The organism is Candidatus Hydrogenedentota bacterium, assembly GCA_013359265.1.
GTDB lineage: Bacteria > Hydrogenedentota > Hydrogenedentia > Hydrogenedentales > SLHB01 > JABWCD01.
Genome location: JABWCD010000024.1, coordinates 39,324 through 61,274 on the forward strand (window position 1 = coordinate 39,324; position 21,951 = coordinate 61,274).

Sequence of the window (21,951 nt, forward strand, 5' to 3'; positions counted from 1 at the left end):
CCGAGGATCGAGGCGCGCAACCTTCCTCGAACCACCTATGAAAATTGTCGTCATCGCTTTACCCGCGTCTTGGTAAACGTCAGCACGTAGATACTTTGCGCGCCGCCAGACGCCGAAAGTGCGCCGGCGGCAGCTTTCAGTGTAGCACCGGATCGGTATAGGTCGTCCAGCAATAGTATCGTCCGGTTCTCGATCCGTTCGGCCGACACACGGTAGGCGTCCACAAGGAGTTCCAGCCTTTCCGCGTAGTCCGATATCGACTTCAGTTCGGGGGTTGCCTTAACCTTGGCGATACAATTCCGGAGCACAGGCAGCGACAATGCTTGGCCGACGGCATCGGCTAATAGCAGCAGAGGTTGATACTCCCGAGACTTTCGGGATGGTGGGACAGGCACAATGACGTCTATCGGCCAACGCCGGAATTTGACGAAGGCCGCCGCCGTGTCCGCGAGTGGCCGCACTACTGACTCGTCCCGCGCATACTTCAACCGGTAAACCAATTCGCCAACCTCGCTGCGCCTTGTTTCGAATTGTGGATGCCCGTACTCGTCGTCTCCGATATACACGCTACTTAACGTTTGTACATCAAGCGCGAAACCCGCTTTCCAATCACCGTCAAGCTTAATTGGATTCACTTTCATGTCAAGCGCACGGGAGGATCATCTATCGACGAGTGGCGCGTTTGGATTGAGGATCGGCGTGTCCCAGCCGGCGACGTCGGCCGGCATAATGCCGCGGCGAAACTCGGTGAAACTGAACGTTGTCGGGTGGTAGGGCCCGACGAATTCGATGTTGTTGCTTGGTTTGATCTGGTCTTCCATGCCGAGGCACCAGAGGTGAGCGTTGACGAGCAGGCGGCGGAAGCCGTCGTTCAAGATGTCTTCAGACGCGCCCTGCGTCGTCGCGAAGACGCGCGCCTCTTTGCCCGATTTGCTTTTGTAGTTGCGCACCCACACGACGGGCTGCGGGTTTGCGCCCTTCTCCGGGTCTACTGGCGAGTCTTTCGTCATGCCGTTAAGCACGATTCCTTTCGCCAGGACAACGCTGCCTTCGATTGGGTCGGCGGTGTAGCAGCCGGCCTGCACGTGCATGTCGCTCACGCCCCGCAGAATGGGATGTTCCTTCTGTTCCGGGACGATCTCAAGGCGCGAACTCTGCTTGTGATTGTCCCCGTAGTGGCTTACCCACGTTTCGCCGAGCACCTGACGGCCGAAGCCTTTCTCAAATTCTTTGCCCGCGTATTGCCAGTCATAGGAGTGAAACTTGCGCTCCTTCGGGATTTGGAACGCGTGCGTCGACGTGCGCAGACCGATGATCGGGCCGCCGCGATCGACGTAGTCGACGAAGTGCTGCATCTCGTCGTCGGGCATGTTGATGAAGCGCATGAAAATGACCATGAGATCGGCTTCTTTCAGGACGCTTAGGCCGTGCAGATCGCTGCTTCCGGGAAGGAGGAAACCGGTCTTCGGATCGGTGCCGAAGATGACCGTGCATTTGAAGCCGTAGTGCTTCGCAAGAATGCGCGCCAGCGCGGGCAACGATTCTTCGCCGCGGTATTCGTGGTCGGACGCGATGAACACGATGTGTTTGCCCGCGCCGATGCCTCCGGAGCCTTCGTAGACGACGTGGGTGGGTTCTGCGGCGAATACGGCCGCCGACATTACCATCATGATGATTGGAATTGCAGTCAAGGGTGCTCTAACCATGGCTTACCTCCAGCATCTGGCCCTTGGCCGTTTATCTCGTCTGCGTTGCCGCGCTCGACCCTATAGTTCGCTAATTCTTCGTAACGCGAATCGACTGCAAATACGCGATTAAGTCCAGAATCTCTTCGCGTGTGTAGCTGTTTAGAAGCCCCGTCGGCATCGTGGAGAGTGGCGCGGGCGTTCTCTCTTTGATGTGCCCGTACAAAATCTTTTTGCCTTCGAGGTCCTGTAAGGGATTCGTGAGAACGCGCACGTAATCGGCGTTTTCTTCGACAATAATTCCGTAGACATCGCCGTCTTCGAGAATGTCGCCCGTATCTACGCTCAAATGCCACGTCTTGTATTTCTCGTTGATTACCTTCGACGGATCGAGCAGTTCCGTCAAGATCGCCGCGGCGTCCATGGGCTTGGTTCCATCGGTGAGATCAGGGCCAACGCGGCCCCCCTTCTCGTTCTGAAGGTGGCAGACCGTGCAGGACGCCTCCTTGAAAATCTTCTCGCCGCGTTCGGGCGACCAGCTTGTTCCCATTGGCGACACGTCATTGATCAGATTGGCGATTTTCCACTCCTGCACGAACTTGCGGCCCGGCGTGTTCAGCACGTCCTTGTTCTCGTTCATCCACTTCTGCGGGTCTTCGACCACGTGCATGATGCCGTTCATCAATTGGTAATGGCCGGGATAGGTGCAGATGTACTCGTATTGGCCGAGTTCCTTCGGCGCGGTGAACTCGATGGTTTCCTTGCCGCCCATCGACAGCATTTTCGACGCGGCGAAGATTTTGTCGATCTGCGGCGTCCAATTCTTCTTGATGCCGTCCGCGCCGAGCATCATCGCGGCGAGCGCGACCTGGGACCCCGAGCCGGGCTGCACGAAGATCATATTGTGGTCCATTGCGTCGGGGTTCGAGAAGACGATTTTGACCTTCATACCCGGCCCGACCGCAAACGCCTTGCGGTCGTATCGCATCTGCTCCTTGAGCGTCTGGATGTGGACGACCATCGTGTCGCCTTCCATCTTCGGATCGGGCGACTTTTCCTGTTCGAGATAGCTTGCGGTGTCGGCACTCGCGTCGTGCCGGTGCGCCATGTGGTCCATTGCCGCGGATTTTTGCGCGCCGATGCGCCCTTCAATCTCCCAGATGTACTTTACGCGTTCGGCGGCGCGGCGCGCATCGGGATGGGGCGAATTGAGCGCGACGGTGAGCAGGCCTTCGTTCAGCACGTTGTGCTGCTGATGCAGCCAGAGCGCTTCGAGCAGGTGGTGCGCGTCTTTCTCGGCGCCGACGTCGAACTGCTGAATCCATTTCGCGACAGCGGTAATGACCTCATTCGTGTCGCGTTCGCTGAGTTCGGTGCGTGCGCGCAACCGGATGCCGTTCATTGGATGCTTGAGCAGGTCGAGCAGCGCCTCGATTGGCTCGCCGTCGACCCTCACGCTGTCGAGCAACGGACGGCCTTCGGCGGTGATGCGATAGACGCGGCCGTGCAGGTGATCGCGGCTTGGGTCGCGAATGTTGTGCTGCATGTGCCCGATGATTGCGTTTTGCCAATCGGACACGTACAGCGCGCCATCGTCGCCCACTCTGAAATCCGACGGACGGAAGTTCGGATCGCTCGACACGAGCAGGTCTTCGGCCTCGGTGCCCCAGAAGTTTCCGTCCTTGTTTTCGAGTGTGTAGCGCTTGATGCCGAGAAATCCGATGCTGTTCAGAATGATGAAGTTGCCGTTGAACTCGTCGGGAAACTGCGTTGTGGACAGGATTCCGCTCGACGGCACGGGCCGGACGGTCTTGGTGAGCAGTTCGTGCATCTTGAACTTGCCGTCGCCGTCCATCCGCACCTGAAACGCGCGGCCCGAGGTTGCGTCGGTGGCGAAATGGTAGCCCCAGTAGTCGAAGTCGCCTCCGTGCGGATTCGGCTCGTTCACCGCATGAAACGAGAACCGGTGCGAGCGCGGGTTGAACCGGTACATGCCCGACTTGCTCGAATGCAGGTGCGCCGGGCCCCACGGCGTCTCGACGTTGCTAACGTTAAAAATGCCGCGCTGGTAGTAGATGTACCCATCCGCCCCATAATCGAAATTGTTCGCGGAGTGGTGCGTGTCGGCGGAATCGAGACCGGTGAACATCAGTTCGCGCACATCGGCCACGTCGTCTCCGTCCGTGTCTTTCAGGAACCAAATGTTCGGAGCGCTGACGACGATGACGCCGCCGTTCCAGAAAGTAAATCCGGTGGGATTATGGACGTACGCGAACGTAATCGCCTTGTCCGCGACGCCGTCGCGGTCTTCATCCGGAAGGATGAGCAGACGGTCGTGCATCTCGTGGTCGGGTTGCCACTTGGGGTAGGTCTCCCACGCCGCCACCCAGATGCGGCCCTTCGTGTCGACGTCCATCTGCACCGGGTTCACCAGTTCGGGGAATTGCTCTTCCGATGCGAACAAGTTCGCCCTCAGGCCTTTCGCGAGCTTGAATGTGTTCACGCCTTCGCTCGGGGGCACGTAGGCCGTTGAGCCTGTTTTTCCGTCGGGCGCGATATTTGTTTTCACGAGCAACGGCTTCGGTACGTTGCTGTCGTCGGGCTTGATGCACTTCCCTCCAATAGCGCTCCAAATCGCCACGTCGCGGCTTGCGGACATTGCGTCAAGCATCACCAATTCGTGTTGCAGCACTTCCGCGTTCGTCTGGTCGTCAACGAACTTGAGGATGGAGCGATTGCCCCATACGTCGTTGCCGTCGGTCGCGTGATAGCGGTTGAACCAGCACCAGTTTTTGTCCAGTACGGCGGTGCGCACCATGTCTATCGAATCTTCGTTGATCTTCTGGCCGAGGCCTTCGACAATTACCTTCGCGAGTTCGCGGTTACCGCGATCGTTCAGATGGACGCCGTTGATCGTGAGCGGGTCCTCGATTGCGCTGTAGAGCGCGCGGGTCGGCGCGTAGAGATCGACAAAGGTCACGCTTTTTTCCGCGGCGACACGCGCCATCGCATCGGTGTAGATCGACAGCCACAGATTGTTTTCGACGCCGTCGGGGAAATTGGGTGAGTTCAGGTTCTCGTGCGCGATTGGCGAAAACAGTACAACGCGCGGGGCGTTCTTTCCGTCGTAGTTCTTCTTTGCCGTCTCGTCAATAAAGTTGCGCAGGTCGCGTTTGAACGCTTCCGGGTCGTGGTAGAACGACTCGTTGTATCCGAAGAACGCGAAGATAACGTTCGCCTTCATTAGCGTCAGCATTTCGTCCGGGCTGGGGTAGCCTTCTTCGCGGGGGCGCCGGGCGACTTCATCGCCGGAGAACGCCAAGGTGCGAAACACGAGGTCCTTGCCGGGGTTGGCGGTTTGAAGGTACGCCTCGAGCCACCCGTCGTGTTGCGCGCGGTCGGGCAGCGCGTTGCCGACAAGCGCGACGCGGTCGCCCTTCTCGAAGGCGAATTGCGCGTGTGCGGTTGCGGCGCACAGCGCCACCACAACGGTTAGAACGGCCCCGGGGACACTTCGGCCAACCCTCATTACATCGACTCCTTTGGTGAATGCCATTCGATTGGAGCAACGACCAGGGAACGTACCCGCGTTTGCATGCGAAGCAATTGCGCCGCAGCCCCCTGAGCAATGCAGTCACAGCCCCGGCAAATCTAATCGGAACCGGCGGCCCGCTTCAAGGCGCGGCAGCTTGCGATGCGCGCGGCCATGCCATTAGGCTGGATGCCGCTCGCCACACGGGGCTGTCGGCGATGCTGCAAGGGATGTGTCCGGAACGATGGAATCGACAACCGGCAGACCAACTGGGATGCGACGCCGCGCGCGCACGTTTTTCGCTGCGTTTGGCGCTGCGTTTGCTTCGGCGTGGTGCGCCGGCGCCGCCGAAAATGAGGGTTGGGAAGCCGCCTATGCCGAACGGCTTACGTGGTGGAGCCTCCGTCCGGTCGCTCTTGTCGATCCGCCGGCGGTAGCGAATCCGTCCTGGGCACGGAACGACGTTGATCGGTTCATCCTCTCGCGTCTCGATGCCGATGGCCTCACTCCCGCGCCGGAGGCAGACAGGCGGACGCTGGCGCGGCGATTGAGCTTCGCGCTCATCGGGTTGCCTCCGAATCCCGGGGAAGTCGAGCGTTTCATCGCTGACGAGTCGCCGGATGCCTACGACCGCTATGTGCAGTCCCTGCTCGATAGCCCGCACTTTGGCGAGCGCTGGGCGCGGCATTGGATGGACGTCGTCCATTATTCAGACACGCACGGCTACGAGTGGGACACGCCGGCGAAAAACGCGTGGATGTACCGCGACTACCTCATTCGTGCGTTCAATGCGGACGTGTCGTTCAATCAACTCATCCTCGAACAGATCGCGGGCGACCTCATCGAACCGCGGTTCGACGCCACAACGGGGTTGAACGAATCGCTCATCGCGCCCACGGCGATGCGGCTTGGCGAGCGGCGCCACGGCGACAACGGCGACGCCGAGGGCGTGACGCAGGAGGCGATGGCGAACATCATCGATACGGTGAGCAAGGGGTATCTCGCCACCACGGTCGCCTGCTCGCAGTGCCACGATCACAAGCTGGACGCCATCGCGCAACAGGACTACTTCGGCCTCGCCGGGGTCTTCATGAGTTCACGGTGGATTGCGCGCACCGCGGATACGACCGATCCGAATCGTGCTGTCCTGGACGAATTGAAATCGATCAAGGGCGGCATTCGCGCGGAGATGGCGGAGGTGTGGCGGCAGTCGGAGCAAAGAATCGTAGACGCCGTCCTCGCAACACCCCCGGAGGAACCCGTGAAGACAACGGGCGCAAAGCCGGCGGACAAGCCGGCGCTGCCGGAGTTTCCAAATTCCGCGATTGCACTGTGGCGCGCGATGATCACCGCGATGAAAAGCGGTGAGACGGCGGACGCCACATGGAAAACGGTTGCGGAAGACTACCGCGTGAAGCACGACCAGCGCGTGTCGGAGAATACGGCCAATCTGCAACTGATCGCGGACTTCACCGGCGACGCCATTCCCGATGGGTGGAAAGTGGACGGATTCGGAATGGCGCACGGGCGTGTGCGGGACGGCGAAATCGTTGTCGCGGAGGAGGGCGGGGCGGCGATCGCGCACGTCCTTCCAGCGGGACGCTGGTCGCACGTGTGGTCGTCACGGCTTGCAGGAGCGGTGCGCAGTCCATTGCTCGAACAGGAACCGCCGCTGACGATGTCGGTCGGATACGCGGGTGGCAAACACGCGGCGCAATCGCTCGTCGTCGAAAATGCGTTCCACAGCGAGCGCATGAAGTTTCTGAACCAACCCATGACCGGGTGGATGACGATGACGGCGCGAAACTTGCCCGCGCTCGCGGGCGGCACAGACAACACGCCGCGCCGCGTGTATCTCGAAATGGTGACAAAGGCGCTGAACAATTATTTCCCGCCGCGCGCGGCGTACCAGGGACTCAAGGAAGCCGACGAAAAGGATCCTCGCTCGTGGTTTGGCGTGACGCGCGTGTACAAGCACGCGGCGGACGCGGGGCCGAAGGACGAACTCGCGCATTTTGCGAAGTTGTTCGATGGCGCTGCGCCCGCGTCGAAGCAGGAAGCGGCCGCGCGGTTCGCTGCGTGGATCATGGCGGCGGTCGAAAACTGGCGATCGGAGACATGTGACGAGCGAGATGTTCGGACGTTGAACGAAGCGCTTGCAGCATCGTGGCTGCCGAACGATGCGCTGGCGAACGAGAAATTGGCGCAGTTGGTCGCGCGGTATCGCGAGACGGAGAAACGGCTGCAGCCGGACCGCGTCGTTGGTTCGGTGGACGACTGGCGCGAAGGGCGCGACGAGCGCATCGGCGTGCGCGGGTCGTACACGGAATTTGGCGACCCCGCGCCACGTGGCACCATTCGCTTTCTTGGCGGACCCGCTCCGCGCGCGGAAGAGAACTCGAGCGGGCGACTCGAGTTCGCCCGCGGTATTGCCAGCGACGAGAACCCGCTGACGGCGCGCGTGTTCGTGAACCGCGTGTGGTGTCAACTTTTTGGTGAAGGGATTGTACGCACAGTCGACGATTTCGGGCACCTCGGCGAAACGCCGTCACATCCGGAATTGTTGGACTGGTTGGCGCGGCGGTTTATGGAAGATGGGTGGTCGTTGAAGAAGCTGGCGAAGTTGATGGTCATGTCGGCGACGTGGCGGCAATCGTGCGCTGCGAGCGAGTATGCGGTCGCCGCCGACCCCGAGAACCGGCTGTGGCACCATATGCCGATGCGCCGGCTCGACGCGGAATCGATCCGCGACGCGATGCTGGTTGCCGCGGGCCGGTGGGACGATACAATGTACGGCCCGCCAATCGAGCCGAATCGCGCCGCGGAAGACCCCGCGAAGCGCCTCTACAACGGACCAATCGATGGCGACGGCCGACGCAGTATTTACATCGAGATGACGATGATGGAACCGCCGAGGTTCCTCGCGCTGTTCAATCAGCCGATCCCGAAGCTGTGCACGGGCAAGCGGGACGCGACGAACGTGCCGAACCAGGCGCTGGCGATGTTGAATGACCCGTTTGTTATTGCGATGGCGAAACATTGGGGCGATCGCGCCGTCGCGGATGGCGCGGCGTCGGCGGAGCAGCGCGCACAGCACATGTTCGCGGGGGCACTTGGGCGAATGCCGGACGAATCGGAAGTCGCGCGCGTTGTCGCGCTCGCAAGCCGTTGCGCCGAACTTCACAATGTCCCGGCGGAAACGATGATGACCTGCCAGCCGGTGTGGCAGGACGTGGCGCACGCGCTGTTCAATTTGAAGGAATTCATCTATGTCCAGTGAGCGCGCGGAATCGAATCGGCTGTCGGTGAATCCGCTGTGTCCCGGGTGTGAAGCACCGGCAATGACGCGGCGCGGGTTTCTGCGGCGCACGAGCATGGGGTTTGGCCAACTCGCGCTCGCGGGGCTTGCCAGCCGTTGGGCGGCGGCGGAGCCGCGCGTTCCGACACCGCAGTTCGCGCCGCGCGCAAAGCGCGTGATCTTTTTGTTTATGGACGGAGGGGTGTCTCACATCGACACGTTCGATCCGAAACCGGAACTCGAGAAGCGGCACGGTCAACAGGCGCAGTGGGTCGCCGATCTGAAATCACAGGCGATCAGTCCGTCGCGGAAATGGTTGAAGCACTTGTGGGAATTCAAGCAGCGCGGCGAGTCCGGGTTGTGGGTGAGCGATTTGTTTCCGCACGTGGCGAACGTTGCGGACGATCTGTGCGTTATTCGTTCCGTAGTCGGCGAGACGCCGTTGCACGGAGCGCAGAATCTGTTGTTGCACACGGGCCGCAGCATCGGCGCGGCGCCAAGCTTCGGCGCGTGGATATCGTACGGGCTCGGCACGGAAAACGAACAACTGCCGGGCTACGTGCTGCTGAACAACGATTGGGTGCCGAATGGCGGTTCCCAGAATTTTGCGAGTTCGTTCCTGCCTGCGACGCACCAGGCGGCGATGGTCCGCGCGCACGGCGATCCGGTCGATAACATCGCGCCGTCGGATTCGCCCGAGGTGCAGCGCGCGAAGCTGGCGTTCCTGCGTGAGCAAGACGGCGCGTTCGCCGCGTCGGTTGGTGGGTCAGATGCAATTGAATCGGCGATTCGGAATTACGAAACCGCGGCGCACATGCAGTCGCTCATTCCCGAACTGTGCGACGTGAGCGGCGAGAGCGAGGCCACGCGAAGGATGTACGGCGTCGATCGCGAGATCGACTACGACAAGTTTTACGCGCTGCAGTGCCTGCGCGCGCGGCGCATGATCGAGGCGGGCGTGCGCTTCGTCGAAATCACCTGCCCGCTCACGCACAACAACAACGCGCCGTGGGATCAGCACGGCGAATTGAAGTTGCGGCACGAAGAGAACGCGCGCATCACCGACCAGCCCGTTGCGGCGCTGCTAAAAGACCTGAAGGCGCGCGGCCTGCTCGATGACACGCTTGTGTTGTGGGCGGGCGAGATGGGCCGTACGCCGCATTCCTCCGGCGAAGACGGCCGCGACCACCACGTCAGCGGCTACACGATCTGGATGGCGGGCGGCGGCATCCGCGGCGGCATGACCTACGGCGCAACCGACGAAATGGGCATGGCCGCAGTCGAGAACCCGGTCGATATCCACGATATCCACGCCACCATTCTCCACCAACTCGGCGTAGACCATGAGCGGCTCACCTACCGCTTCGGCGGACGCGACATGCGGTTGACCGATGTGCATGGAAACGTGATTCGGCCGATATTGGCATAAACAACATTGACCCACTTCTTGCGGATGTCGGACCTAATTTGCGGTTCGTTCTATTGCCAAGTAGCTTTGATTCGATATAGAATGAAAGTATGACGTACGTAGGAAAAGTTCATAACGGTGTGGTGGTGTTGCCGCCGGAAGGGCAGTTACCGGAAGGCGCCGAAGTAAAGATCGAGCCATTGGACTCGGCGTCGGACGCCGATCCATTTCTCGCGGCTTTGTGCCGCGTCGCTAAACCCCGTCCGCACTGGCCGGAGGATTACGCGCTTAATCACGGCCACTACGTCAGAGGCGAGCCCAAAAAATAGAGTATTGGACATGACATACGTAGGAAAAGTTCAAAATGGGGTCGTCGTACTACCTCCCGATGCCCAACTCCCCGAAGGTACGGAAGTCAGGATAGAGCCTTTGGAGCTAACTCCGGAGGAAGATCCGCTATTGGCGGCCATCCTGAAACTCGCGAAGCCCCGTCCTCATTGGCCAGAGGATTTCGTGAAGAACCACGGCTTCTATGTGAATGGTGAACCGAAGCGCTGATGCGTTCGTCCACCGCATTTGCCGACACCTCGTATTACCTGGCAGCGCTCCGTGCCAATGATGCTGCGCACACCCTTGCGGTGGCCGAATCGAAAAGCAACCGGGCAATTGTCACAACCGAATTCATCATTCTTGAATTGGGAAATTCACTTTCGCGCGCGGAGGACCTCGCCGATTTCCTTGGGCTGTTAAAGGCGGTCCGAGATACTAAGCGCGTCACCGTCGTCCCGCTCGGATCGCACCTTCTGGAACGAGGACTGCATCTTATGTCCGAGCGGCCCGATAAAGACTGGTCCCTAACGGACTGCATCTCATTTACAGTCATGCAGGACATGGGGATTACGGATGCGTTGACGACAGACCGACATTTTGAGCAAGCCGGGTTTCGAGCTCTACTCAAATTGGACTGATCCCTACTACGTTTCCCGCAGCGCCGTGGCAATCGGCAGCCGTGCCGCGCGGATAGCGGGGAAGAGGCCGCCGAGTAACCCGATCATCGCGACCCACATGACGGAGTAGACGAGCAGTTGCGGCGTGACGGCGAACGCGAACGCGACCTGGCTGAACGTCTGAAAGTTGATCGTTGACGCCTGGAACCCGTCGAACGCGGCGTAGGCGGCGGCCGCGCCAATCGATCCGCCGATGATGGCGAGCACCAGCGACTCGAACATGACTGAGAGAATAATCGGCCCGGACCCAAAGCCGAGCGCGCGGAGGGTGGCAATTTCGCGCGTGCGCGCGGCGACGGCGCTGTACATCGTGTTCAGCGCGCCGAACAATGCGCCGAGCGCCATCAACGTGGTAATCAGCACGCCGATGCCGCGGATAATATTCGTCAAGACGACGGATTTCTCCGCGAGGTATTGGCCTTGGAGCAGCGGCTTTACTTTAAGCTGAGGGTTTGCCGTCAGTGCGTCTTTGAATTCGGTGAACGCTTCCGGCGAGGTCAGTTTTGCGTAGACCGACTGGAATGTGTCGCCCCGGTTGTACGCGGGCTGGAGCACGGCGGCGTCTGTCCAAACCTCCGATTCCGCGGAGCCGCCGCCGCCGGTGAACATACCGACGACCTCCCATTCGTTCTGTCCCACGCGAATCTTTTTTCCGACATCGAGGCCCGCGAATGCGCGCGACGCCCCCACGCCTACAATGACCTCGTTGCGTCCCAAATCGAAAGCGCGGCCTTCGACAATTTTGAAATCACTGCGGACGTCCATTGCCGCCTTTTGGACGCCGCGCAATGGGACGTTTGCGTCCGTCCCTGTCGAACGCTTCGGCAGATTGATCATAACAAACAGTTCTGACGAGACCAGCGGGCCGTCGGCAGCGCGAAATATCCCGGGCGCGTCCGCAATGAGGCGCGTTTCCTCGCGGGAGAGTCCGCTGCTCAACTCGCTGTCGGCCCCGCCGCGCAGTACGACGGCGATGTCGTCTGTGCCGGAAACGGACATCGCCGCGCGGAACCCTTCCGCGATCGAGAGCACGCCCACGAACACGCCGACCACGCCCGCTATGCCGACGACGGTGGCGAACGACGAACCCAACCGCAGGGGGATGGTGCGGAGCGCGAACAGGGTGATTGCGTAGACTTGAACGAGCCAATTCATTACGCCTCCCTCCGCAACGCCATGGCCACCCGCAGCCGCATCGCCTGCAGCGCGGGAAACATGCCCGCGACAAGGCCCAGCGCAACCGCCAACACGACGCCAATCGCCACATCACGGCTCGGCAGATAGAAGACGGGAAGGCTCGCGGGGTCGGGACTCCCGACAAACGTAGTGTACAACCACGCCGCACCAAGGCCAGGCAGGCCACCGACGACAGCGATAATGCACGACTCGACCAAGACGAGCGCCAACACGAGGCCGTTAGTGAATCCGATTGCCTTGAGTACGCCAATCTCGACGGTACGCTCGCGCACGGCCTGCGCCATCGTATTGCCCGCGACAAGTAGAATGGTGAAGAACACGGCGCTGACCACGGCGATCATGATCGTGCCGATGTCCCCAATCTGCTGCGCGAACCCCTGGATGAAAGCGCCCTCCGGTTCGGCCTTCGTTTCAAACGGCGAATTCGCGAACTCGGCATCAATCGCGGACGCGACCTCGACAGCGCGCTCCGGGTCCGTCACTTGGACTCCGTACCAGCCTACCTCGCCTTTTCCCTGTACGCGCCCTTCCTCCAGGTAGTCATGCCGGAAATAGAATCCGGAAGTATCGGTGCCTTTTTTTGCGCCTTCGTAGATGCCGACAATGTCGAACTCCCACGCGCCATCGCCTTCGCGCATCCAAATCGGCGAATACATTTGAATCTTCTGACCGATCTTCCAGCCAAATCGATCTACGAGCGCGCGGCCGGCGATGGCGCCCGTGCGCGTGTTGAGCCATGCCTGCTTTTGATCCTCCGGCAGAAGGTACTCCGGGTACATTGCAAGGAATGGCTCCGGGTCCGTGGGCATCGAAGCAAAGAAATTGCGCTCGTCGATGTAGATGCCGCCAAACCACGTGAAGTTTACAGCCGACGCAACGCCGGGAATACGCGCGATACGCGCGCGATACGATTCCGGCAGCGACAGGATGAGCGACACCTTGTGGCGCACAATGAGCCGGTCCTGTCCCGCCAGCGCGACACCCGCGGTGAACGATTCCTTAATTGTGCTGAGCAGTCCGAAGAGGAAAAATGCGACAAAGATTGAGAGCAGCGTCAGCGACGTGCGCAGCTTTTTACGTTTGAGGTTGCTCCAGACGAGGCCGACAAACTTCATTCCGGCTTCTCCGTCGAGAGTTGGCCCTTCTCGAGGTAGACGGTGCGCGTCGCGCGAGCGGACGCGTGCGGATCGTGCGTGACCATGATGATGGTCTTGCCGTGTTCGCTGTTGAGGGCCTGCAGGAGCGTGAGGATTTCGTCGCCGGATTTGCGATCGAGATCGCCGGTGGGCTCGTCGCACAGTAACAGCGTCGGGTCCGTGGCGATGGCGCGGGCAATGCCCACGCGCTGCTGCTCGCCGCCGGAGAGCGTGCGCGGGTAGTGGTTCATGCGATGCGACAGGCCGACGACCGACAGCGCGGTCTCGACGTGCTTCCTGCGCTGCGCGCCGGAGAGGTGCGTGAGCAGCAGCGGCAATTCTACGTTGCGCGCCGCACTCAAGACCGGCATCAAATTGTAGAACTGAAAGACAAACCCGACGTGGCGCGCGCGCCACGCGGCGAGTTGGCGATCGGACATACTGTCTATACGTTCGCCGCCGATGGTCACCGTTCCGGTTGTCGGGCGATCCAACCCGCCGATAAGATTGAGCAGCGTCGATTTGCCCGAACCGGATGGCCCCATCAGCGCAACGAACTCGCCGTTGGGTACGTCGAAGTTCATACCGGACAGGACGTGGATGTCTTCCGAGCCGCGCCGAAACGTACGATCGACGTTTTGAACCCGCACCAACGGGTTTCCGTTTGTCGTCACGCTTTCACCTCCGTTACTTTGTCGCCGTCTGCCAGGGATTCCGGCCCATCCACAACAACCGATTCGCCGCCGGCGATTCCCGCGGCGATGGTTACCTCGTCGCCGTTCTCCGCGCCGATGGTGACGGCGCGCCGTTCCACCGTGCCTTCGCGCACGACGAACACGATGTCTTTCCCGTCGCGTTGGCGCACCGCTGCTTTGGGGACGGAAACGCTACGCTGCGCCGTTTCGGCCTCGCCGGTGCTCATGAACGCGACTTTCACGCTCATATCCGGCAGGATGCGAGGGTCGAGCGCATCGAACCCGACGCGCACTTTCACCGTCGCTTTCTGCCGGTCGGCGGTGGGGATGATTGCAATGACCTTCGCGGGGATTTTCCAGTCCGGATACGAATCGAGCGTGGCCTGCACGGGTTGGCCGGGCTGCACGCGGTTGATGTAGCTCTCGCTCACGTCCACTTCAATCTCGAGGGAACTCATGTCCACTATCGTGCAAATGCCGGTGCGCGTGAACCCGCCGCCGGCGGACATGAGCGAAATGATCTCGCCGGGCTGCGCGTTCTTCGCGGTCACGATGCCGGTGAACGGTGCGCGAATGGTGTAGTCCGCGAGTTCCTGTTTCCAGAAAGCGACCTGGCGCTCGGCCACGGTAACGTCGGCCTGCTGGCGATCGAGCCGAGCCTTCAACGATTTCTCTTCCGCCACGGCGCGGTCAAGCTCCGACTCGGTGGTCACCTCCTGCGCGGTCAAGTCCGAGATGCGTTTGAGTTCGCGCTCGGCCAGGAGGATGTTCGCGCGCGTCTCCTCGAGCGCTTCGCGCGCGGACATCACTTGCGCGTCCGCAAGTTCAAGGCTTCGTGTGACGTTGGACGAATCGATTGTCGCGACGACCTGGTCCGCTTCGACCTTCATCCCTTCTTCGACGAGCACTTCCATCACCTTGCCCGTAACCTTGGATGAAACAGTCGCTTCGCGCCGTGCGGTGACGTATCCCGAGGAATTCAGGAGTGTCGACGATCCGCCGCTGACGGTTTCCTTCGCCAGGGCGGTGCGGACACTCGCCTGCGTCGGTGACATGGACCAAAAGATAATCCCCGCGCCCGCGAGCGCTCCCACGAGAATTAGGGCGAGAATGGCGACAAACGGACCGCGCCGGGGCGCCGCGGCACGGTCAATACGCAACTGATCGAGGGTGTTCTTGTCCAGACTCATCGCTTACTGCATTCTGGAAGTGGTGGCGCCGCGCTCCGCGGGAACGTCACACACACGTTTCATAGATTGCGCAGGACTTTCTGCATTTCGCGTCCGCTGTTGCACCGCAACCCCGCGGAAAAGTCACCAATATTCTAATCGTACAGGATAGTGTATCGTACTTGCGAACCCATGCGTATGCATACCGGGCATTGGTGCGCCCGCATGACAAGGAGGCAGGGTGACACATCAGGGACTTGACCGCAGGACATTTCTACACGCTACCGCGCTGTCGGCGGTTGGTGCGTTGGCGGGCGGCGCGTTGCCGGCGGAAAGGCGGCCGGTGCGCAGTGGGTTGACGCTGAACGACGACGGCAACGTCTTCATTTACATGAACGACGACCTGCACGCGGCGGACCTGCGGCGCTACTTCGAGAGTTATTGCCGGCCCGGCGTGAACGCCGTTGCGTTCTGCGTTGGCGACATGTCGTGGCCGACCCTGTACCCGACCAAGGTCGGTGTGCACTACAGCGCGGTGAGTCCCGGCGGCGATTTGAAACGCGTGCGCGCCCACCGCAACGTGGACAATTTTTCGTCCGAGCCGGGGGGCTTCATCGGGACGGCGCTACGGATACTGCGCGAACTGGGCAAGACCACGCTTGCAAGCTTCCGCATGAACGATGCGCATTTCACGACGCCGGACAATCCGGACGTCAGCGAATTCTGGAAGCAGCACGCGCAACACGCGCTCGGCCCCGCGTACGGATATTACGGCGGCTGCCTCGACTACGCCTCGGACGTTGTGCGCGATCATTTCTACCGGCGCGTGGTAGAGTTTATGGAACTCTTTCCGGATGTCGATGGACTCGAATTGGACGCCATGCGGTCGCCGTATTTCTTCGCGCCCGATAAGGGCAAGGAACACGCGCCGCTGTTCACCGAACTGGTGCGCACGATCAAGGCCGCCCTTGCGGAACAGGCGAAACGGCTCAACCGAGCGGATTATCTGCTTACCGTGAATGTTCCACTCACGCCGGAACTGTGTTTGGAGAGCGGACTCGACGCCGCCGCGTGGGACGCCGAGAGACTTTTCGACTGCATAAGCGTCGGCACGTATCAGGTGTACATGAACGCGGCCATCGAGCGGTGGCAGACATTGCTCGTGAACGGCACCCCGGTGTTTGCGTACGTGAATTGTTCGCCGCAAACGGGGCGGTATCTCGGCCTGGAGGAATATCGCGCCGCGGCCGCGAATGCGTACGGCGCGGGAGCGGACGGAGTCTACCTGTTCAACTATCCGTGTCTGTTCGAACTTGCGATGCAAGTCGCGTCCAACGCGAAGGAAGTGCCGATGACCTTGCCGGACCTCCGCCACTACGGTCAGCTCGATTTCAGCACGGTTGCGCAGGCATTGGACGAAATCGGAAATCCGGACGCATTGAAAGGCAAGGACAAGCATTATCTATTCGGTTTCAGCGGCGACACGGGGTACCGGCACTTCGCTCCGACGATTCCCGCGATCGAACGCGGCGCGGAAGGCGCCACGTTGAAGGCGGACTTTCGTTGCTACGAGGACCTGAGCGCCGCGCGCGCAATCACGCTGCGCTTCAAAGTCGATAATGTCACGCGCACCGATGCGTTCACCATTGCGCTGAATGGAGGCGCGATCGATGCGGGCGCCATTTCGCTGCGCTTCGCGGGGAGCGGGCGCGACACGCGCATGCACACGGTGACGCTCGCGCCGTTCCTCGAGTTCGAGATTGCGCTGCGCGCCGATCACATTGCCCGCGGCGAGAACTCGCTCGTCGTGGCGCCAGCGAAATTGAACTCCGAGATTGCCGGAAAGATGAACCTTACCGAAATCGAATTGGATGTGCGGTACTAAGTGCCGGACTCAATCTTGAGCGCAAGCGCGATGACTCGGCGCGGCTTTTTTCAACGGAGTTGCGCCGCGCTCGGCGCGGTCGTGAGCGCGCGTGTCACCCATACCGAAAGTCACCGCGATGTGCCGTGGCTGGCAGAGGTGCAGCAAGCGCCACGGGACTTGAAACCCGTAGATACGGGGTATTTCGAGCCGCTCCTGGTCGCGGAAGACGGTTCGCCGGTCACAAATGTGGCGGAATGGGAGAAGCGGCGGTCGCAGCTTCGAGACCGTTGGATGGATTTCTTGGGGCCTATGCCGGAACGTCCGCCGGTGAAATTGACCACGGTCGCGGAAGATCATCCGGAAGGCTGCCGCCGCATTCGCGTGCGCTACGAATCGGAGGCAGGCATTGCGGTCGATGGCTACTTGCTGTATCCCGATCCGATTGGAGAGGCGCCGCGCGCGGCGCTGGTAGTGCTGCACTCGACAACGCCCGACACGATCGACGAAGTCGCCGGCGTCAAGGGCCGCGACGCTCAGGCGCTGGGACTGATATTCGCGCGACAGGGTATTGTGGTGTTTTGTCCGCAATGCTTTTTGTGGAACGATCCGTCAATCGAGTATCTCGAAGCCGTCGCGAGGTTCAAGGAGCGGCATCCGAATACGCTGGGCATGCGTAAGATGCTCAACGACGCGCAGTGCGCGGTGGACATACTCGCAAGCCTGCCGGAGGTGGATGCAAAACGCATCGGCGCGGTGGGCCATTCGCTCGGCGCAAAGGAAACGCTCTACCTCGCCGCGTTCGACGAGCGCGTGAAGGCGGCCGTCTTCAGCGAAGGCGGGATTGGTCTGGGCTTCACGAACTGGCACGACCCCTGGTATCTCGGCCAAGGCATTCGCGATCCCGCGTTCAAACTAAACCACCACCAACTGCTTGCCCTCATTGCGCCGCGCGCGTTCCTGATTCTCGCCGGCGAATCCGGGCCTCCGAACACGTCGGTCGCCGATGGCGACCGCACATGGCCGTTCGTCGAAGCCGCGCTGCCCGTCTACAAACTCTACGGTGAGTCCGCGCGAATCGGGCTGTACAACCACCGGCAGGGACACACGATTCCACCAGCGGCGCTGGACAAGTCGGCCGATTGGCTCATTACCCACCTTCGGCACTGAACAACACAGTTTGGCGTAATATATTGGTGCTAAAAAGCTTGCAAGCCTATTGACAAACCAATTCATTTCGTGTAATTTACCTATTAGTTAATTAACCAATCGGTATATAAAATGTCTGCGGATCAACTCAGTATGACGTTCTCGGCACTGGCGGACCCGACGCGGCGGGCCATCCTGGCCCGGTTGGCGTCGGGCGAGTCGTCGGTCAAGGACTTGGCGCGGCCGTTCAAGATGACCCTGCCGGCGGTCTCGAAGCATCTGAAGGTCCTGGAGCGGGCCAAGCTAATCGAGCGCGGGCGCGACGCCCAATGGCGGCCGGCGCGTCTGCGCGCCAAGCCGCTGCGCGAGGTGTACGACTGGGTCGAGCAATACCGCAGATTCTGGGAAGAGCGCCTCGACCGGTTGGAGGAATACCTCCGCGAACTGCAGGCGGCGGAAAGGAACGGCCGTGCCGATGAGTAACCTCATCACCGAGCCGGCCAGCCGGGTGCTACTAATCACGCGCGTGCTCGACGCGCCGCGCGAACTGGTGTTCAAGGTGTGGACGCAGCCCCAGCACCTGGCGCAGTGGTGGGGACCGAAGAATTTCACGACGCCGGACTGCAACATAGACGTCCGGCCCGGCGGGTTCTACCGCATTCACATCCGCTCCGGCGAGGGCAAAGACTATTGGATGCAGGGCGTGTATCGCGAAGTCGTCGAACCCGAGCGCCTGGTGTTCACGTTTTCATGGGACACGCCGGAAGGTAAACGAGGACACGAGACGATCGTGACGGTCCTCTTCGAGGATGCAAACGGAAAGACGAAGTTCACGTTTCACCAGGCGGTGTTCGAGTCCGACTCGTCGCGGAACGATCACAACACCGGATGGAGCGAGTGCTTCGATCGGCTGGCGGCGTATGTTGCCCGCTAGATTGCGCCGATGCGTAAGGCTGCGCATCGAAATCGTGTTGACGGCGCCACGCTGTCGGTTGAAGGGTTAACCATGCTGAACGATACCGTCGACCGTGAAATGGTGATAGAACGCCTCGTTGACGCGCCGCGCGAATTGGTGTTCCGCGCGTTCACCGAGCCGGAACATGTGAAGCATTGGTGGGGACCGAACGGTTTCACGAACACGATTCACGAGATGGACGTTCGGCCCGGCGGCGTGTGGCGGTTCATCATGCACGGCCCCGATGGCACCGATTACCCTAATAAGATAGTATATGTGGAAGTGCTGCCGCCGGAGCGGTTGGTCTACGAACATTCCGGCGATCGTCCCGACGGCCCCGTGTTGTTCCGTTCCACGGTGACGCTCGACGACGCCGGCGGCAAGACAAAGGTGACGCTGCGCGCGCTGTTCCCCAGCGCGGACGAATTCCGGCGCGCGAAAGAATTCGGTGCGGCCGAAGGCGGCCAGCAGACGCTGGCGCGCTTGGCCGAGTACGTAAAGACGATGGCTGCGTAAACGCAGCGGGCTGTTTCTGGCGATGCAACAAAAAGGAGCGGGTAGAACTATGCGTGTTCAGGCATACATGGATTTCAATGGACGATGCGACGAGGCGATCGCGTTCTACGAGAAAACGCTGGGCGCGAAGGTGGTCATGCTGATGCGCTACAAGGACAGCCCCGATCCGAACGCGTGCGCGGCGGGGACGGGCGACAAGGTAATGCACTCGTGCATTCAAATCGGCGAGACCCAACTGTTCGCCTCCGACGGACGAAATAGCGGACAAACCAACTTCGCGGGGATCATGCTGTCACTAGGCGTGACGAACGACGCCGACGCGGAGAAATGCTTCGCCGCGCTTTCGGAAGGCGGCAACGTGTTCATGCCGATGGGGCCGACGTTCTTCGCGTCCAAGTTCGGCATGCTCACGGACAAGTTTGGCGTGCACTGGATGGTGATCAACCCGCTAGAACAGTGAGAACGCGGGGCGCGATGGCCGCCCGAACAGATTAGAAGGAGAAGGAAGATGCGAATAGTCCTGGTCTTGGTTGCGGTCATTGCCGTCGTTGTCGTTGGTTTTTTGATTTTCGTCTCGACGCGGCCGTCGGAGTTTCGCGTTGTGCGCAGCGCGACGATGTCGGCGTCCCCGTCCGTGGTGTTTCCGCTGGTGAACGATTTGCGCAAGTGGAAGGATTGGTCGCCGTGGGAGAAGTTGGACCCGAATATGAAGACAACTTTCGAGGGGCCGGAGTCCGGCAAAGGCGCGATGTACTCGTGGGTCGGGAATAGCAACGTTGGCGAAGGCAAGATGACGATTACGGACAGCGCCGCGAACGAGCGCGTCGTACTCGAACTCGAGTTCTTCAAGCCAATGGCGGGGGTGAGCACGGCGCAGTTCGACTTCAAACCGGAAGGCGACGGCACCAACGTGACGTGGAGCATGAACGGAACGAACAATTTCGTTGCGAAGATATTCTGCGTGTTCATGGACATGGACACGATGATCGGCGGGAATTTCGAGCAGGGCCTATCGCAGTTGAAAGCCATCGTGGAGAAGCCGGCGGCGTAAAGATTTTCAAAAGCACGTAAAGGATACAAGGGACCGAAACGACAGCGTTTGCCAGGATTGGCGGCGCAGCAAGGGGAGTCCATCATGAGTTCAGTACGGGTGCTCGTGGGTACGCGCAAAGGCGCGTTCATTCTGACGTCGGACGCGAAGCGCAAGAAGTGGGACGTCAGCGGCCCGCATTTTGCCGGGTGGGAAATCTACCACATGAAGGGATCGACTGTGGACAAGGACCGCATCTATGTCTCGCAGACGAGCGGCTGGTTCGGCCAGATCGTTCAACGCTCGGACGATGGCGGCAAGACTTGGTTCCAGCCGGGCACACCCGCGGGTGCGCCAACGACCACGCCGGACGGCATGCCGATGGGCGAAAGCAACAAGTTCGTGTACGACACGTCGGAGAAGGGCGCGCCGCTGACGACGCACCTGTGGTACGACGGCACGCAGCACCCGTGGGAGTTCAAACGCGTCTGGCACATCGAACCGTCACTCTCGGATCCCGACACGATTTACGCGGGCGTCGAGGACGCGGCGATGTTTCGCTCGACGGACGGCGGCAAATCGTGGCACGAACTGGCGGGTTTGCGCGGTAATGGAACCGGGCCGCAATGGGCGCCGGGCGCGGGCGGCCTGGGACTGCACACAATCCTCATCGATCCGAAAAACCACGATCGCATGTTCGGGGCAATTTCGTCCGCGGGGTGCTTCCGCACGGACGACGGCGGGAAGACGTGGAAGACAATCACCAAGGGACTGAGTTCGCTCTACATTCCGAACCCGACCGCCGAGATCGGGCACTGCATCCACCGCATCGCGTTGCACCCGTCGAAGCCGGACACGCTGTTCATGCAGAAGCATTGGGACGTGTGCCGCAGCGACGACGCAGGCGACACGTGGTACGAAGTCAGCGGCGATTTGCCGACCGATTTTGGATTTCCGATCGACGTGCACGCTCACGACCCGGAAACGGTCTACGTCGTGCCCATCAAGAGCGACTCCGAACACTATCCGCCCGAGGGCAAACTGCGCGTGTACCGCAGCAAGTCCGGCGGCAACGATTGGGAACCGCTGACAAAGGGCCTGCCGCAGGAGAACTGCTACGTGAACATTCTGCGCGACGCGATGTGTGTCGATTCGCTCGACGATTGCGGCGTTTACTTTGGAACGACGGGCGGACAGGTGTACTGCTCGGCGAACGGCGGCGATAGTTGGGAAGCGATCGTGCGCGATCTGCCGGCCGTGTTGTCGGTCGAAGTGCAGACGTTGTCGTAAGCAAACGGGCCAAAGGGACG

19 protein-coding genes are annotated in these 21,951 nt (G+C 60.9%); 12 read left to right on the plus strand and 7 right to left on the minus strand.

Going from position 1 to position 21,951, the window contains the following annotated elements; all coding sequences use genetic code 11:
• Nucleotides 1-50: 50 nt before the first annotated feature.
• The 3 genes from HUU46_19440 to HUU46_19450 form a co-directional block, all read right to left on the minus strand.
• The gene (locus tag HUU46_19440; protein ID NUM55820.1) at nt 51-641 is read right to left on the minus strand and encodes a ComF family protein; all 591 of its coding nucleotides are present in this window, start codon (nt 639-641) and stop codon (nt 51-53) included.
• An 18-nt stretch (nt 642-659) separates the two neighbouring features.
• On the minus strand, nt 660-1,706 hold the full coding sequence (locus HUU46_19445) for a ThuA domain-containing protein (GenBank protein ID NUM55821.1): 1,047 nt from the start codon (nt 1,704-1,706) through the stop codon (nt 660-662).
• 70 nt (nt 1,707-1,776) lie between these two features.
• Nucleotides 1,777-5,214, minus strand: coding sequence for a c-type cytochrome (locus HUU46_19450; protein NUM55822.1), 3,438 nt, complete (start codon nt 5,212-5,214; stop codon nt 1,777-1,779).
• Nucleotides 5,215-5,491: 277 nt separating this feature from the next.
• On the opposite strand from HUU46_19450, the gene HUU46_19455 reads away from it, so the two are divergent.
• From HUU46_19455 to HUU46_19470, 4 genes are all read left to right on the plus strand, one after another.
• Nucleotides 5,492-8,497 (plus strand): DUF1553 domain-containing protein, encoded by a 3,006-nt coding sequence (locus tag HUU46_19455; protein NUM55823.1) that lies wholly within the window; start codon nt 5,492-5,494, stop codon nt 8,495-8,497.
• Between the two features lie 61 nt (nt 8,498-8,558).
• Complete coding sequence (locus HUU46_19460) at nt 8,559-9,944, plus strand: DUF1501 domain-containing protein (GenBank protein NUM55824.1); 1,386 nt, start codon at nt 8,559-8,561, stop codon at nt 9,942-9,944.
• Between the two features lie 89 nt (nt 9,945-10,033).
• A complete protein-coding gene (locus tag HUU46_19465) occupies nt 10,034-10,252 on the plus strand; it encodes a hypothetical protein (protein ID NUM55825.1) in 219 nt (72 codons plus the stop codon).
• A 228-nt stretch (nt 10,253-10,480) separates the two neighbouring features.
• Complete coding sequence (locus tag HUU46_19470; protein NUM55826.1) at nt 10,481-10,891, plus strand: type II toxin-antitoxin system VapC family toxin; 411 nt, start codon at nt 10,481-10,483, stop codon at nt 10,889-10,891.
• A gap of 6 nt (nt 10,892-10,897) precedes the next feature.
• On the opposite strand, the gene HUU46_19475 is transcribed toward HUU46_19470, so the two are convergent.
• The 4 genes from HUU46_19475 to HUU46_19490 form a co-directional block, all read right to left on the minus strand.
• Complete coding sequence (locus HUU46_19475; protein NUM55827.1) at nt 10,898-12,085, minus strand: ABC transporter permease; 1,188 nt, start codon at nt 12,083-12,085, stop codon at nt 10,898-10,900.
• On the minus strand, nt 12,085-13,242 hold the full coding sequence (locus HUU46_19480; protein NUM55828.1) for an ABC transporter permease: 1,158 nt from the start codon (nt 13,240-13,242) through the stop codon (nt 12,085-12,087). The genes HUU46_19475 and HUU46_19480 overlap by 1 nt, the downstream gene beginning before the upstream one ends.
• Nucleotides 13,239-13,847 carry an ABC transporter ATP-binding protein gene (locus HUU46_19485; protein ID NUM55829.1) on the minus strand — a complete coding sequence of 203 codons (609 nt, stop codon included), beginning with the start codon at nt 13,845-13,847 and terminating at the stop codon, nt 13,239-13,241. Before HUU46_19485 ends, HUU46_19480 begins: the two co-directional genes overlap by 4 nt.
• Nucleotides 13,848-13,933: 86 nt before the next feature.
• Nucleotides 13,934-15,148, minus strand: a complete 1,215-nt coding sequence (locus HUU46_19490) for an efflux RND transporter periplasmic adaptor subunit (GenBank protein ID NUM55830.1) — start codon at nt 15,146-15,148, stop codon at nt 13,934-13,936.
• 220 nt (nt 15,149-15,368) lie between these two features.
• Here HUU46_19490 and HUU46_19495 point away from each other — a divergent pair, with 220 nt between their 5' ends.
• The 8 genes from HUU46_19495 (at nt 15,369) to HUU46_19530 (ending at nt 21,931) form a co-directional block, all read left to right on the plus strand.
• Nucleotides 15,369-17,012 (plus strand): hypothetical protein, encoded by a 1,644-nt coding sequence (locus HUU46_19495; GenBank protein NUM55831.1) that lies wholly within the window; start codon nt 15,369-15,371, stop codon nt 17,010-17,012.
• The gene (locus HUU46_19500; protein NUM55832.1) at nt 17,013-18,161 is read left to right on the plus strand and encodes a dienelactone hydrolase family protein; all 1,149 of its coding nucleotides are present in this window, start codon (nt 17,013-17,015) and stop codon (nt 18,159-18,161) included.
• A gap of 111 nt (nt 18,162-18,272) precedes the next feature.
• Complete coding sequence (locus HUU46_19505) at nt 18,273-18,623, plus strand: winged helix-turn-helix transcriptional regulator (protein NUM55833.1); 351 nt, start codon at nt 18,273-18,275, stop codon at nt 18,621-18,623.
• Nucleotides 18,616-19,074 (plus strand): SRPBCC domain-containing protein, encoded by a 459-nt coding sequence (locus HUU46_19510; GenBank protein NUM55834.1) that lies wholly within the window; start codon nt 18,616-18,618, stop codon nt 19,072-19,074. The genes HUU46_19505 and HUU46_19510 overlap by 8 nt, the downstream gene beginning before the upstream one ends.
• A 72-nt stretch (nt 19,075-19,146) precedes the next feature.
• A complete protein-coding gene (locus tag HUU46_19515; GenBank protein ID NUM55835.1) occupies nt 19,147-19,611 on the plus strand; it encodes an SRPBCC domain-containing protein in 465 nt (154 codons plus the stop codon).
• A 49-nt stretch (nt 19,612-19,660) separates the two neighbouring features.
• Nucleotides 19,661-20,071 carry a VOC family protein gene (locus HUU46_19520; GenBank protein NUM55836.1) on the plus strand — a complete coding sequence of 137 codons (411 nt, stop codon included), beginning with the start codon at nt 19,661-19,663 and terminating at the stop codon, nt 20,069-20,071.
• Between the two features lie 48 nt (nt 20,072-20,119).
• Nucleotides 20,120-20,662 carry an SRPBCC family protein gene (locus HUU46_19525; protein ID NUM55837.1) on the plus strand — a complete coding sequence of 181 codons (543 nt, stop codon included), beginning with the start codon at nt 20,120-20,122 and terminating at the stop codon, nt 20,660-20,662.
• An 84-nt stretch (nt 20,663-20,746) separates the two neighbouring features.
• Nucleotides 20,747-21,931 carry an exo-alpha-sialidase gene (locus HUU46_19530; protein ID NUM55838.1) on the plus strand — a complete coding sequence of 395 codons (1,185 nt, stop codon included), beginning with the start codon at nt 20,747-20,749 and terminating at the stop codon, nt 21,929-21,931.
• The last annotated feature ends 20 nt before the right edge of the window (nt 21,932-21,951 follow it).